Origin of the sequence: Bacteroides sp. 224 (genome assembly GCF_010500995.1) — a bacterium.
In the GTDB taxonomy this organism is placed as follows: Bacteria; Bacteroidota; Bacteroidia; order Bacteroidales; family Bacteroidaceae; genus Bacteroides.
In genome coordinates, this window is record NZ_QVMK01000003.1 from 35,212 (window position 1) to 51,015 (window position 15,804).

Here is a 15,804-nt window from a genome sequence, read left to right on the forward strand (position 1 = left end):
TTATATTTAGCCGTAAAGTCACACAGATTAACGCAAAAGTTTAGAGTATCGTAATAAAAACTCTGCGCATTAATTCGTTAGCAGGTTTTCTTCTTTTTTATTACTTTTGCAAGTAAATTCTAAAACCTAAACAAATGGATTGGTTGAATATCAACATACATTTCCCTATCACAGACCCCACCTGGATCTTTTTGTTGGTTTTAATTATAATTCTTTTCGCTCCCATTCTGTTAAGCAGACTACGTATACCTCATATCATCGGGCTGATTATCTCCGGAATCATTGTAGGAGAATACGGGTTTAATATATTGGAACGTGATAGCAGCTTCGAACTCTTCGGCAAAGTAGGTCTTTACTATATCATGTTTCTGGCCGGGCTTGAAATGGACTTGGAAGACTTCAAGAAGAATCGGATGAAAGCTCTGGTATTCGGGCTTTTCACCTTTATTATTCCAATGGTTTTGGGGGTGTGGAGTTCTATGTCATTGCTCGAATATAGTTTCACGACTTCTGTTTTGTTGGCCAGTATGTACGCTTCTCATACATTGATTGCATACCCCATTGTGAGTCGTTACGGTTTGTCGAGAATTCGCAGTGTAAGCATAACGATTGGTGGTACGGCTATTACAGTTGCATTGGCTCTTTTGGTGCTTGCCGTGATATCGGGCATGAATAAAGGAGAAGTCAACGAGTGGTTTTGGGTATGGCTTGCCATAAAAGTGATTGGCGTCTGTTTCCTTATTATATTCTTTTTCCCTCGCATTGGACGCTGGTTCTTCCGTCATTATGAAGATAACATCATGCAGTTTATCTTTGTGTTGGTGATGGTTTTTCTTGGGGGAGCCATACTGGAACTGGTAGGAATGGAGGGTATACTGGGTGCCTTCTTAGTGGGACTTGTTTTGAATCGATTGATACCCAACCTCTCTCCTTTAATGAACAGGCTGGAGTTTGTGGGAAATGCCTTATTCATTCCTTACTTCCTGATTGGAGTGGGAATGATTATTGATATACGAGCACTTTTTACCGGTGGCGAAGCTTTGAAAGTAGCAGTTGTTATGACCATTGTTGCTACGTTTAGCAAGTGGTTGGCTGCCTGGTTAACTCAAAAGAGTTTCCGGATGCGTGCTACAGAACGCGAACTCATATTTGGCCTGAGTAATGCGCAAGCAGCGGCTACACTGGCTGCCGTATTAGTCGGAAATAAAATAGAAGTTTCTCCGGGAGTTCCACTATTGAATGACGATGTATTGAACGGAACAGTGGTAATGATTTTATTTACCTGTATCATAAGTTCCATCGCTACCGAGCGTGCCGCGCGGAAAATGACTGTAGAAGATGATACAGGCGCTACCGACGAAAAGCCCAAAGAGCAAGAAAACATCTTGATACCGATAGCTAACCCGGATACCATTGAGAACCTGATAAATATGGCTCTTTTGATGAAGGAGCCCAGAAGGAAAGATGGCCTGACTGCTCTGAGTGTAATCAACGACAGCAATGCTTCGGAAGCCCGTTTGATACAAGGAAAGCGAGCCTTGGAACGTTCGGCAATGGTGGCAGCAGCGGCCGATGTCAATGTACATACTGTCACCCGTTTTGACATGAATGTAGCTTCGGGAATTATTCATGCCATGAAAGAGTGCGCTGCCTCCGAAGTAGTTATCGGGCTGCACCATAAAGTAACGCTGGTAGATTCTTTTCTGGGTACGCTTACCGAAAATCTATTGAAAGGCACCCATAAGCAGGTGATGATTGTGAAGAATCTCATCCCGGTTAATACATTGCGCCGGATTATAGTAGCTGTTCCGGCCAAGGCGGAATATGAAATCGGCTTCTTTAAATGGGTAGAGCGTGTTTGTCGGATGGGGCTTCAATTGGGTTGCCGTGTGCATTTCTATGCAAACAAAGATACATTGCGTTATCTGGAAGGCTTTATTAACAAGAAATATAAGGGTGTAAGAAGAGAATTTACCGAACTGGAAGAGTGGGAAGATTTGTTACTGCTTACAGGACAGGTGAATTATGATCATCTATTAATTATTGCAAGTGCTCGCAGAGGATTCATTTCGTATGATCCTTCTTTCGAGAAACTCCCTTCGCAGATTACTAAATACTTTAATAACTGTAGCTTGATAGTGCTTTATCCCGATCAATATGGAGATCCGCAGGAAACATTATCATTCTCCGAACCGTTGCATCACAACGAATCTCATCATTATGATAGTATAGGTAAGTGGTTATATAAATGGTTTAAGAAAGGATAATGGATAACTGGAAACAAAGAACAACCCTGCTTTTAGGTGAGGAGAAGATGCAACGTTTATCCCAAGCTCATGTACTTGTGGTTGGTTTAGGCGGGGTGGGTGCTTATGCAGCCGAAATGATTTGTCGTGCCGGAGTAGGTAAAATGACCATTGTGGATGCAGATACCGTTCAGCCAAGCAATATCAATCGACAGCTTCCGGCGCTTCACTCTACCGTTGGACAGGAAAAAGCCGAAGTGTTAGCCAAGCGCTTTCGGGATATTAATCCGGATATTGAATTGAAGGTGCTTCCCCTATTTCTGAAAGATGAAAATATCCCCGAGTTATTGGATGCAGCTCACTATGATTTTGTAGTAGATGCTATAGATACACTCAGCCCTAAGTGCTTTCTTATTTACCACACTTTGCAGCGGAAGATTAAGATCATATCCAGCATGGGAGCAGGAGCAAAGAGCGACATCACTCAAGTACGTTTTGCAGATATTAATGATACCTACCATTGTGGTTTAAGCAAGGCGGTACGTAAACGTTTGCAAAAGATGGGGGTAAAGCGTAAATTGCCGGTGGTATTCAGTACGGAACAAGCCGATCCGAAAGCTGTGATACTAACCGAAAATGAAATGAATAAGAAGTCGACAAACGGAACCATAAGCTATATGCCAACCGTATTTGGTTGTTATTTAGCCGAATATGTGCTTAAACGATTATAAAAAAACAGCAAGAAGAAATGATTCAACTGACAGGAATAACCAAAAGTTTCGGTTCTTTACAAGTACTTAAAGGCATCGATCTGAATATTGATAAAGGTGAAGTAATAAGTATTGTAGGGCCCAGTGGTGCCGGTAAAACCACCTTGCTTCAAATTATGGGTACGCTCGATAAAGCAGATTCCGGTGCTGTATGCATGAATGGTACGGATGTAAGTCGGATGAAAGAAAAAGAGCTTTCTGCTTTTCGCAATAAGCATATCGGCTTTGTGTTTCAGTTTCATCAACTGCTCCCTGAGTTTACCGCTTTGGAGAATATAATGATTCCCGCCTTTATTGGAGGAACCTCCACCAAAGAGGCTACTAAGCGAGCCAATATAGTTCTGGACTTTTTAGGGCTTACAGAAAGAGCTTCTCATAAACCGAATGAGCTCTCGGGTGGGGAGAAACAGCGCGTAGCCGTGGCACGAGCATTAATCAACAACCCATCAGTGATTCTTGCCGATGAACCATCCGGAAGCTTGGATACACATAATAAAGAGGAATTGCATCGGCTCTTTTTTGATTTGCGCGATCAGTTTGGCCAAACGTTTGTGATTGTTACCCATGATGAAGGGTTGGCACAACTTACGGATAGGACGATACATATAGTGGATGGAATGATAAAGCAATAGGTTTAATTGGGCGAAACAGCTGGAATATAACCTTTTTATCTTTATCTTTGTTACCCTATAAAAACCCTTGCCACTATGAACAATAGCATCAAAGGAATACCTTACGGGCTTAGCGATTACGAGCGTATCGTTACTCAGAATTATTACTATGTAGATAAAACCCACTTTATCCCCCTGATAGAGCAGGCTGCCTCTTATTTCTTCCTTATCCGCCCCCGGAGGTTTGGTAAAAGCTTGATGCTCAATGTACTGGACGCTTACTACGACATCAACAATGCCGACCGCTTCGAAGAACTCTTTGGCGAACGATGGATTTATCAACACCCCACCAATCTACGGGCAAAGTTCATGGTGCTAAAGTTTAACTTCTCGGCCGTGAATAATCAGCCAGATAAATTAGAAGAATCTTTTGAAGAGCATTGCAATGAACGGTTTGGAGAGTTTGCCAACCGATACGAGCACCTTTTTCATGCTGATTTTCGCAAGGAATTGATGCAACATCGTACCGCTACAGGTAAATTAGGCTATCTAAACCAAAGAGCCACCAATTTAGGCTTGCGTATCTACCTCATTATTGATGAGTACGATAACTTCACCAACTCCATTCTTGCCTCTTTCGGAGAACAAGCCTATCGGGCTGCCACCCACGGTGAAGGTTTCTTTCGCTTCTTCTTCAATAAACTCAAAGAAATGACTACCGGCAATGGCATGGCACTGGAACGTATGTTCATCACTGGGGTAAGTCCCATCACATTGGACGATGTAACCTCTGGTTTTAATATCGGGACTAACTTCACCACTTCGTCTGCCTTCAACAGCATGGTAGGATTCTCTGAGGTGGAGCTACGCCAGATGCTCGAATATTACCACGAGCAAGGCATGTTGAAACAGGAGGTAGAAAATGTCATCAAAGAAATGAAGCCTTGGTACGACAATTATTGCTTTGCCACAAGAAGCTTGAACGAATGTATGTATAATTCGGACATGGTACTCTATTACCTCAATAGTTGCAAGGTTACCGGCTTCCCCCCCGAAGAGATGATTGATAAAAATATCCGTACCGACTATAATAAGTTGCGTCACCTGATAAGCATTGATCGCAAGTTGGGGCAAAACTTCTCCGTAATCCGCGAGATTGTGGAAACCGGGCGTACCACCGCCGCCCTTACTGATGCCTTTTCGGTAGAGAAGATGACCGACCCGGATAATTTCAAGTCGCTACTCTATTACTTCGGCTTATTGACTATTCAAGGCACCGAAGCAGGAGAGGCCATACTGAGCATTCCCAACCACACTGTGCGCGAGCAGATGTATAGCTATCTGACGGAGAGCTATGCTGACATGGACATCTTCCGGCTCGACTTTCACCAGCTTGGCAAGTTAATGAAGAGTATGGCTTACCGAGGCGAATGGCAATCCGTCTTCACTTACATCGGTTCGGAACTGGAAAAGCAGAGTCGCATTCGTGAGTTTATAGATGGCGAAGCGCACGTAAAAGGCTTTCTGCTTGCCTATATTGGCTTAACGAACTATTATTACCTCATGCCCGAATATGAGCTGGCGAAAGGTTATACCGACTTCTACTTCCGCCCCAATCCCAAACTGACAGATATGAAATACGCCTACCTACTGGAGGTGAAGTATCTGAAGCGTGATGAACCGGACAGCCGAATTGCTACGCTGAAAGAAGAGGCACAGGCGCAATTACTCAAATATGCCTCGGACGAAATTGTGACAAGTACCATCGGAAATGCCGGGCTAAAACTGATTACCGTCGTTTTCCGGGGATGGGAGGTAGTAGAGATGGAGGAGACAATTAGGGGGTAGAGTCTATAAATGCTTGTTTTCCTCTGTTATGGAGTGCCGGGCAAACTATTTTTAGTAGTAAACGAAAGGAAGAAACCCGTTTTTCTTTGGTTTCTATCTCTATTTTCTTCAAAAAAGTGTCTAAATCCAGTGTACTTAGTGCTATATTAGCATTATTATGCCTTAGTTAAGTGACCTTTATCATGCTTTAATTTTAGTTGTTTTGTCCTATCAATTCAATTGTTTTATCATTCAAAACAAATAGTTTTCCGGTAGTAAACAATTAGTTTGATGGTAGCAAACAAGTTGTTTTCCGGTATAAAACAAACCGTTTTGCACTATAAAACAATTGGTTACATATAACCTCCTCTTATTATCACCATAAACAGCTATTATTTTTACCAATATTAGGGCGTGCTGGCAAATTTGCCGTCACGCTGCCAGCACGGGTTGCCAGCACGCTGTAATTCACTCTGTCTCAATCGAATACAGGCAGATCGTGCTGGCGTGCTGGCAAAAATGCGAAAAACAAAATCCTGGGAGGGGAATTTCAAAAACAGAAAGAACTTTGCGGTTTGGCAAGTAATAGAATACCATAAAAGTTTAAGAAACTATTTTTTTTCGTAGTTTTGCCCTTCTAAGATTTTACATATCTATCATACATGAATATACTCTTACTTATCGGCGGACTGGTACTCATTTTAGCAGGTGCCAATGGACTTACAGACGGAGCTGCCTCTGTTGCCAAACGTTTTAATATTCCTTCTATTGTAATTGGGCTTACCATTGTGGCCTTTGGCACATCGGCACCGGAATTGGTGGTGAGTGTTTCATCCGCACTAAAAGGTAGTTCGGGAATCGCTATCGGAAATGTAGTTGGAAGTAACATATTCAACTCTCTGATGATTGTGGGATGCACAGCTATTGTTGCTCCTATTGTCATCACACGAAACACATTACGAAAAGAGATACCTTTGTGCATCCTTTCTTCCATCGTATTATTGGTTTGTGCCAATGATATTATATTGAATAAAGAAGCAGAAAATGCATTAAGTATTTCCGACGGTCTTATCCTGCTGTGTTTCTTTGTTATTTTCCTGGGGTATACTTTTGCCATAGCCTCCAATAGCAGTAACAGTGCAGAGGAAGAAATTAAACAACTCCCCATCTGGAAATCAATTCTCTATTTTGTGTTAGGGCTCGGTGGACTTATCCTGGGCGGACAATGGTTTGTAGAGGGTGCCACAGGAATAGCAAGAGGATTGGGCGTCAGCGAATCTATTATTGGGCTTACCCTTGTAGCCGGAGGGACTTCTTTGCCCGAACTTGCCACATCTGTGGTTGCTGCCTTAAAAAAGAATCCGGAAATAGCCATCGGCAATGTAATAGGCAGTAATCTTTTCAATATATTCTTTGTGCTTGGGTGTAGCGCCTCTATCACCCCCATGCAAGTGGGAAACATTACTAATTTCGACCTACTGACGTTATTGGCTTCGGGTGTACTGCTCTGGTTCTTTGGGTTATTCTTCAAAAAACGTACTATCACTCGTTTCGAAGGCATCATACTGGTAGCCTGTTATGTCGTTTACACAGCAACTTTAATTAGTTTCAGCTAAGATTTATTATCTTTGCATTCCTTTAACTTATACACTATATGGCAATAATAATCAAGCAGGTTTCTACAGCAAAGGAGCTTCATAAGTTTATTCGTTTTAATTACGAACTTTACAAAAACAATCCTTACTCTGTTCCCGATCTCTACGATGATATGATCAATACATTCTCCAAAGAGAAAAACGCGGCATTTGAGTTTTGCGAAGCTGAATACTTCCTTGCTTATAAAGAAAAGAAGTTGGTAGGACGCATAGTAGCCATCATTAACAATAAAGCGAATGAGGTTTGGAATAAAAAAGAAGTGCGTTTCGGATGGATCGACTTTATTGATGACATAGAAGTATCTTCTGCCCTGCTAAAAGCCGTTGAAGAATGGGGAAAAGCCAAAGGTATGACACAAATACAAGGTCCTTTGGGATTTACGGATTTCGATGCGGAAGGAATGTTGGTTGAAGGTTTCGACCAACTAAGCACCATGGCAAGCACATACAACTATCCTTATTATCCTCAACATTTAGAGAAATTAGGGTTTGAGAAAGATGCCGACTGGGTAGAATTCAAAATCTTTATCCCCGATGCCATTCCGGAGAAACATCAACGCATCTCAGCACTTATACAAAAGAAGTACAACCTAAAAATAAAGAAATACACCTCTGCGAAGAAGATTGCAGCAGATTATGGTCAGGCTATCTTCGAGTTGATGAACGAGGCTTATCAACCACTATATGGTTATTCTCCACTCACTCAAAAGCAAATCGACCAATATGTTAAAATGTACCTTCCCATAGTAGATTTAAGAATGGTTACTTTAATTACCGATGCCGAAGATAAATTGGTGGCAGTAGGTATTTCAATGCCTTCTTTATCCGAAGCTTTGCAAAAAGCTAAAGGACGTTTATTACCATTTGGCTGGTACCATCTTTTAAAAACTTTATTCCTGAAAAAGTATTCTAAAACGCTTGATCTTCTGTTGGTTGCAGTAAAACCGGAGTACCAGAACAAAGGTGTTAACGCTTTGTTATTTTCGGATTTAATCCCCGTTTATCAAAAATTAGGTTTTATCTTTGCAGAGAGTAATCCCGAGTTGGAGATGAACGGAAAGGTTCAGGCACAATGGGAATATTTCAAAACAGAACAGCATAAACGCCGCCGCGCGTATACAAAGAAGATTGATTAATATATGGAAGAAAAGCTACAAGAGGTTACGTATACCGAGGATAACATCAGAACGCTCGATTGGAAAGAGCACATTCGTCGCCGTCCCGGTATGTACATTGGTAAATTAGGCGACGGATCGCATTCGGACGATGGGATTTATGTACTGCTGAAAGAAGCCATGGACAACTCCATCGACGAATACATGATGGGATATGGTAAAACAATCGAAGTAGTTATTCAAGAGGGAAAAGTAACTGTCCGCGACCACGGCCGTGGTATACCTTTGGGAAAATTGGTTGATGTAGCTTCCAAAATGAATACCGGAGGTAAATACGATTCCAAAGCGTTTAAAAAGTCGGTAGGTTTAAATGGGGTAGGTATCAAAGCGGTGAATGCTTTATCTACTTATTTCCGTGTAGCAAGTTTCCGCGACGGAGAAATGAAATCCGCGGAATTCGCACAAGGCGAAATGACCAGCGAAACTCCCATAACCAAAACCGAAGAGCCCAACGGAACACTTACTGAGTTTATTCCCGATAGCTCCATCTTTAAAGATTACGAATATCTTAAAGAACACATAGAGCCTTTATTGAAGAACTATGTATTCCTGAACTCCGGTTTAACCATCTTACTGAATGGCAAGCGTTTCCATTCTCGCCACGGTCTTGTCGACTTATTGAACGAGAATATGACTACCGATCCTCTTTATCCAATCATCCATCTGAAAGGTGATGATATAGAGATGGTATTGACCCACAGTAATCAATACGGAGAAGAATACTACTCATTTGTAAACGGGCAGCATACCACCCAGGGAGGTACACACCTCAGCGCTTTCCGCGAGGCAGTGAGCAGAACCATCAAAGAATATTATGCCAAGAACTTCGATTATGCCGATATACGAAGCGGTATGATCGGAGCCATCAGTATAAAGGTAGAAGAGCCCGTGTTTGAATCTCAGACCAAAACCAAACTGGGTTCGAAAGATATGGGTCCGGATGGTCCTTCCGTAAGTAAATTCATTGGCGATTTTGTGAAGAAGGAGTTGGATAATTTTCTGCACATCAATCATGACACTTCAGAGATCATGCTGCAGAAGATTCAGGAATCCGAGAAAGAACGCAAAGCCATTGCCGGAGTTACCAAGCTGGCGCGCGAACGTGCCAAAAAAGCCAATCTGCACAACCGTAAATTGCGCGATTGCCGCGTGCATCTGAACGATACCAAAGGAAAAGATCAGGAAGAATCTTCCATCTTCATTACCGAGGGAGACTCTGCAAGTGGTTCCATCACCAAAAGCCGTAGCGTGAATACACAAGCTGTATTTAGTTTACGTGGTAAACCACTAAACACCTACGGATTAACCAAAAAGGTGGTGTATGAGAATGAAGAGTTTAATCTTCTTCAGGCTGCCCTTAACATTGAAGACGGTATTGAAGGATTACGCTACAACAAAGTGATAGTAGCTACGGATGCCGACGTTGACGGTATGCACATTCGCCTACTACTCATCACTTTCTTCCTGCAATTCTTCCCGGATCTGATTAAGAAAGGGCATGTGTATATTCTCCAGACTCCCCTATTCCGCGTTCGCAACAAAAAGAAAACACTTTATTGCTATACAGAAGAAGAACGTTTGAATGCCATCAAGGAGTTAAGCCCAAATCCCGAAATCACCCGATTTAAAGGATTGGGAGAAATCTCTCCGGATGAGTTTAAGCATTTCATTGGTGAAGACATGCGTTTGGAGCAAGTTTCTTTACGCAAAAACGACCTTGTAAAAGAACTACTGGAATTCTACATGGGTAAGAACACCATGGACAGACAAAACTTTATTATAGATAATCTCGTTATAGAAGAAGACATCGCGTAACATGAGAAGAGCCATATTCCCGGGGACATTTGATCCTTTTACTATTGGACATTATTCAGTAGTAACCCGTGCTTTATCCTTTATGGATGAAATTATCATTGGAATCGGTATCAATGAAAATAAGAACACTTATTTCCCTGTGGAGAAACGCCTGGAAATGATTCGGGAGTTCTATAAAGACGAACCGAAGATAACGGTGATAGCTTATGACTGCCTGACGATTGATTTTGCTAAACAAGTAGATGCCAAATTCATCATCCGCGGCATTCGTACGGTTAAAGATTTCGAATATGAAGAAACCATAGCCGACATTAACCGCAAGCTGGCAAACATTGAAACGATTCTATTATTTACCGAACCGGAATTAAGCTGTGTCAGCTCAACCATTGTACGCGAATTGCTAAGTTATAATAAAGACATTAGCCAATTTATACCTAAAGGAATGATCTTATGAGGAATCTGCATATCTTTTTTATCTGCTTCCTGGCAAGCATATTGAGTATACAATACATTGCCGCGCAAGGGGTGGTAGGTACTTCGGCACGCAAACTTCAATTTGCTCATTTTGCCATCACCAACTTATATGTTGACTCGGTTGATGATAACAGATTAGTAGAAGAGGCTATCATTAAAATGCTCGCCGAACTCGACCCCCACTCGGTGTATGCCGACCCGGAAGAAGTGAAAAGAATGAACGAACCTTTAGCAGGAAACTTCGAAGGAATTGGCGTTCAGTTCAACATTTTAGAAGATACGCTCTTTGTTATTCAGCCTGTAAGCAATGGTCCGTCGGAAAAAGCAGGTATCTTAGCCGGCGACAGAATTGTAGCGGTAAATGACACCGCCATAGCCGGGGTTAAAATGAATACCGAAGAAATAATGCGTCGCCTTCGGGGTCCTAAAGACTCTAAGGTAGAGCTAACCATTGCAAGGAGAGGCGTAGGTGAGTTGCTTGTCTTTACTGTTAAGCGAGATAAAATTCCTATTCTGAGTTTGGATGCTTCTTATATGATTCAGCCCAAGGTGGGATATATTCGTATCAACCGTTTTGGGGCCACTACCATCGAAGAATTCAACAAAGCCTTAAAAGAGTTGAAGAAGAAGGGAATGAAAGACCTTATTCTCGACCTTCAAGGAAATGGAGGAGGATACCTGAACGCCGCCACCGATCTGGCAAATGACTTCCTCAACCAAAAAGAACTGATTGTTTACACAGAAGGAAGAACCTCCAAGCGAAGCGAAATCTATGCCAAAGGAAACGGAAACTTTAAGAAAGGGCGTTTAGTGGTTTTAATTGATGAATTCTCGGCCTCAGCCAGCGAGATTGTCAGCGGTGCCGTACAAGACTGGGACAGAGGGGTAATTGTAGGAAGACGCTCCTTTGGTAAAGGATTGGTGCAACGCCCGGTTGATTTGCCGGACGGTTCTATGATTCGTTTAACCATAGCCCGTTATTATACCCCGGCAGGTCGTAGTATTCAGAAACCTTATAACAGCAACAACTCCGATGGCGGTTCGCACAACAGCGGAGAAGAAAACAGAGATTTATATAACCGGGAACTGATAGAACGCTACAATAGCGGAGAAATGTTAAGTGCCGACAGCATACATTTTCCGGATTCACTGAAATATCAAACCAAACGATTGGGAAGAACCGTATACGGTGGAGGCGGCATTATGCCCGATTATTTTGTACCTATTGATACAACGATGTATACCGATTATCACCGAATGTTAATCAATAAAGGTGTTATTCTGAAAGCTACCACCAAATACATCGAGGATCACAGAAAGTCTCTATCCGAAAGGCACAAAGATTTTAAGCATTTCAACGAACACTTTAAGATTGATAATGAGATGCTGAATATGGTAAAGGAAATGGCTGCAACCGACAACATTACCTATAATGAGGAAGAATATCAAGCATCGCTCCCTTTGTTAACGGCACAGCTTAAAGCATTTATTGCGCGCGACTTATGGAACATGAATGAATACTTCCAAATAATAAATGAAACAAGTCCGAGTATACAAAAAGCAATAGAGATATTAAACTCCGGCGAATACGAGGAGTTAATGAAATAGCCAACGATTCAGCCATTTATTCACATAAACATTAACCACCGCACAGCCAACGCCAATAGCTGCGCCGGCAAGTACATCTGATGGGTAATGCACGCCTTCATTCACTCGTGCAAAACCCACCGAGGTAGCCCAAAGCGCAGAAGGTGCAATCACATACCACTTCGGGTATTTAATACTTAACGAAGTAGCCAGCGAAAAAGCAACAGCCGTATGTGCAGAAGGGAAGGACGGACTCGACTCCCTATCCTGTACACTTATTTTGTCGGGATAACGTTCATAAGGTCGTTTCCTGTCGACGGTATATTTTAATCCGTAAGTCAATGCAAGAGCACCTCCAACAGAAGTACCAATATAGACAGCATCTTTCAACAAAGATTGATCATTCCGCATACCTGCATACGACGCTATAGCCAAAGGAATAGCTACTGCAACATAAGGGGTACTCTTGGAAATTGCTTTACTATAATTCCTGACAAGCTTACCATCCCAACTGTTTATTCTCTTTGAAGTATTGATATCCCAGTTCTGAGAGTATGCAGCAGAAAACGATAAAAAGCACAGGAAAAGGAGTATATTCTTCTTCATTCTTCGTTATGTTAACTTAACTTGTAAACAAAGATAAGTCAAAACGACTCGTTTTACCAAAAATCTTCTATCTTTGTTTTTGCTAATAACACAGATTCCAATCAATGACAAAGGATGATCGTTACAAAAGATTGACAGATTGTTCGCTATGCACAAAAGCATCCGATGGTATAATGGTACTTTACAAACAAGCCAAAGGTTTCCACGCCCCATCTGATAAATGCACACAAAACTGCATGTTATTCATGTTAAAAGGTGAACTCTTAATCAATAGTGAAGAATACCCCGGTACGATATTACGTAGCGGGCAATTTATTCTTCAGGCTATTGGTTCCAAATTGGAGTTATTAGCACTCAGCAATGTAGAGTATATCATCTACTGGTTTAACGAACTCCCCCAAATCTGTGATATTCGTTTCCAGAAAGTGTTGGAAATGTCGGAAGCTCCACTTACCTATACCCCTTTAATCACCATTCCCCGATTAAGCTATTTGCTGAATGATGTAGCAGAGTATTTGCAAGAAAAAGAAAAACCCTGTGGAAAGTTCATTGAACTTAAATGTTATGAATTGATATACATCCTTACTTGCTACTACCCTCTCCCACAATTAAGTATCTTCTTTTACCCCATAAGCAGATACACCGAAAGTTTCCACTACTTCGTAATGCAGAATTACGATAAAGTGAAAAACGTGGAAGAGTTTGCACACCTGGGTGGATACACTACCACCACCTTCCGCCGTTTATTCAAAAACATGTATGGCGAGCCCGTTTACGAATGGATACTCAACAAGAAACGCGAAGGCATTTTACAAGACCTGCAATACACCAAACAACGAATCACGGAAATCAGTAATCGGTATGGTTTCGATTCACTTTCTCACTTCGCACACTTCTGTAAAGCATCTTTTGGAGATTCTCCCCGGGCACTACGCACACGAGCTGCCAAAGGTGAAATTCTGCAAATGCCGGCTAAGCAAGATAATAAATCATCAGAGGAGTAATTGCTTAACCAGTCTCTTCCCTTTGCTCTTTCCATACATTTTGGACGGATTTACAGGTAATTGTACAAACTTATAGGATAATGACCTGCTAAAAAAACTATTTTTGCTCATCCTATTACGGGTTTGATGTATCAAAAGCTCAAGTGCTCTTTTGATCCTCACTCTCTCTAAACTTTATATATTATGAAAACTAAAACTTTACTGATTCTTACCTTACTATTTAACCTAACCTGGACAATGGCACAACCTGCCTACGATTTCACCAAACTAAAGAGAGAGAAATTAGGTCGCGGAGTAGTTGCCTTACGCGAATCTTCCAACACTGTTTTTATCTCATGGCGTTATCTATCTTCCGACCCTATTGATATTGCCTTTCATATATATAGAAATGGAGAACGAATCACAAAAGAGCCCATTAAAACAGGAACCTTTTATCAAGACAATTACCCTGAGAATAAATCTGTAACATATCTGGTAGAACCAACAATTGAAGGAGCCGCTAAGGGCAGCTATACCCTACCCCCAAATGCTCCTATTGGTTATCTGAACATCCCCCTCAACAAGCCAAAAGACGGAAAGACTCCCGCCGGCGATTCTTTCAGATACAGACCCAACGATGCAAGCATAGGCGATATTGATGGTGACGGCGAATACGAAATCATCCTTAAATGGGACCCTACAAACGCACACGACAATGCACACGATGGCTATACAGGTTCCGTACTCCTTGATTGCTACAAGTTAGACGGAACATTTTTATGGAGAATCGACTTGGGTCGAAACATTCGAGCCGGAGCACACTATACCCAATTCATGGTTTATGATTTGGATGGAGATAACTCTGCCGAAATTGTAATGAAAACCTCCGATGGCACGATTGACGGAAAAGGAAACATTATATGTGATGCCAACGCAGATTACAGAGCACCCAACGGACGTATCTTGTCCGGTTCCGAATACCTAACCGTATTTAGCGGAAAAACCGGAGAGGCACTACATACCATCGACTACATTCCCCAACGTGGAAAGCTGACAGATTGGGGCGACAACCGCGCCAACCGCAGCGATCGGTTTCTTGCCTGCATTGCCTACCTCGACGGAATACACCCCAGCGTAGTAATGTGTAGAGGATATTATACACGCACCGTACTCGCCGCCTTCGATTGGGATGGCAAACAACTTCAAAGCCGTTGGGTATTCGACACCAATAATCCGGAATGGAAAGATTACACCGGACAAGGAAATCACAATTTACGTGTAGGCGATGTAGACGGTGATGGCTGTGATGAAATTATTTATGGCTCATGCGCCATTAACAACGATGGTCGTGGGCTTTATAACACACGCATGGGGCACGGAGATGCCATTCATTTAACACAGTTCGACCCCAATAATCCAAGGCTGCAAGTATTCGACTGCCACGAGAACAAACGAGACGGTACCACCTTCCGGGATGCAGAAACGGGAGTCGTTATCTGGCAAGTAAAAAGTAATACCGACGTAGGCCGTGCCATGGCAGCAGATATCGACCCCACCAATCCGGGAGTAGAAATGTGGACATGGGACTCCGGCGGTATTCGCAACACAAAAGGAGAACTCATCAACTCCAACATGAGAGGAATGTCAACCAATATGGCTGTATGGTGGGACGGAGATTTGCTTCGGGAGTTGTTAGACAGAAACAGAGTCAGCAAATACGACTGGATAGAAAAGAGATGCAAACCTTTGGTAACCTTCACAGGGGCAAGCCATAACAACGGCACCAAAGCAAATCCATGCTTACAAGGAGACATCATAGGAGACTGGCGCGAAGAGGTATTACTCCGATCGGAAGATAATGAATCACTCAGGCTTTACATTTCGACCATTCCTACGGAATATCGCTTTCATACATTCCTCGAAGATCCGGTTTATCGCATTAGCATCGCCACACAAAATGTAGGGTACAACCAACCTACACAGCCGGGATTTTATTTCGGTCCCGACCTGAAAGAAGGTATATTCCGCGGTTATGATTTCAACCTAAAATAAAAA

General features: G+C 42.2%; 12 protein-coding genes. 11 read left to right on the plus strand and 1 reads right to left on the minus strand.

Going from position 1 to position 15,804, the window contains the following annotated elements; genetic code table 11:
* Positions 1-134: 134 nt before the first annotated feature.
* The 9 genes from D0T60_RS02805 (at position 135) to D0T60_RS02845 (ending at position 12,181) form a co-directional block, all read left to right on the plus strand.
* Entirely contained in the window at positions 135-2,267 is a 2,133-nt protein-coding gene (locus tag D0T60_RS02805) for a cation:proton antiporter (protein ID WP_163216630.1), read from the plus strand.
* Positions 2,267-2,977 carry a ThiF family adenylyltransferase gene (locus D0T60_RS02810; protein WP_163216631.1) on the plus strand — a complete coding sequence of 237 codons (711 nt, stop codon included), beginning with the start codon at positions 2,267-2,269 and terminating at the stop codon, positions 2,975-2,977. Before D0T60_RS02805 ends, D0T60_RS02810 begins: the two co-directional genes overlap by 1 nt.
* 17 nt (positions 2,978-2,994) lie before the next feature.
* Positions 2,995-3,648, plus strand: a complete 654-nt coding sequence (locus tag D0T60_RS02815; RefSeq protein WP_163216632.1) for an ABC transporter ATP-binding protein — start codon at positions 2,995-2,997, stop codon at positions 3,646-3,648.
* A gap of 75 nt (positions 3,649-3,723) precedes the next feature.
* The gene (locus D0T60_RS02820) at positions 3,724-5,475 is read left to right on the plus strand and encodes an ATP-binding protein (protein WP_163216633.1); all 1,752 of its coding nucleotides are present in this window, start codon (positions 3,724-3,726) and stop codon (positions 5,473-5,475) included.
* Between the two features lie 641 nt (positions 5,476-6,116).
* The gene (locus D0T60_RS02825; protein WP_163216634.1) at positions 6,117-7,070 is read left to right on the plus strand and encodes a calcium/sodium antiporter; all 954 of its coding nucleotides are present in this window, start codon (positions 6,117-6,119) and stop codon (positions 7,068-7,070) included.
* Positions 7,071-7,108: 38 nt separating this feature from the next.
* Positions 7,109-8,245: an N-acetyltransferase gene (locus D0T60_RS02830; protein WP_163216635.1), complete on the plus strand. Its 1,137-nt coding sequence runs from the start codon at positions 7,109-7,111 to the stop codon at positions 8,243-8,245.
* A 3-nt stretch (positions 8,246-8,248) separates the two neighbouring features.
* The gene (locus D0T60_RS02835; RefSeq protein ID WP_163216636.1) at positions 8,249-10,099 is read left to right on the plus strand and encodes a DNA topoisomerase IV subunit B; all 1,851 of its coding nucleotides are present in this window, start codon (positions 8,249-8,251) and stop codon (positions 10,097-10,099) included.
* Between the two features lies 1 nt (position 10,100).
* Positions 10,101-10,553: a pantetheine-phosphate adenylyltransferase gene (gene coaD / locus D0T60_RS02840; protein ID WP_163216637.1), complete on the plus strand. Its 453-nt coding sequence runs from the start codon at positions 10,101-10,103 to the stop codon at positions 10,551-10,553.
* Positions 10,550-12,181 (plus strand): S41 family peptidase, encoded by a 1,632-nt coding sequence (locus tag D0T60_RS02845; RefSeq protein ID WP_163216638.1) that lies wholly within the window; start codon positions 10,550-10,552, stop codon positions 12,179-12,181. The genes coaD and D0T60_RS02845 overlap by 4 nt, the downstream gene beginning before the upstream one ends.
* Here the strand turns inward: D0T60_RS02845 and D0T60_RS02850 are convergent.
* Positions 12,170-12,766 (minus strand): phosphatase PAP2 family protein, encoded by a 597-nt coding sequence (locus D0T60_RS02850; protein WP_163216639.1) that lies wholly within the window; start codon positions 12,764-12,766, stop codon positions 12,170-12,172. The two genes, D0T60_RS02845 and D0T60_RS02850, sit on opposite strands and share 12 nt — an antisense overlap.
* 104 nt (positions 12,767-12,870) lie before the next feature.
* On the opposite strand from D0T60_RS02850, the gene D0T60_RS02855 reads away from it, so the two are divergent.
* The gene (locus D0T60_RS02855; RefSeq protein WP_163216640.1) at positions 12,871-13,770 is read left to right on the plus strand and encodes a helix-turn-helix transcriptional regulator; all 900 of its coding nucleotides are present in this window, start codon (positions 12,871-12,873) and stop codon (positions 13,768-13,770) included.
* Between the two features lie 183 nt (positions 13,771-13,953).
* Entirely contained in the window at positions 13,954-15,801 is a 1,848-nt protein-coding gene (locus tag D0T60_RS02860; protein ID WP_163216641.1) for a rhamnogalacturonan lyase, read from the plus strand.
* Positions 15,802-15,804: the final 3 nt, after the last annotated feature.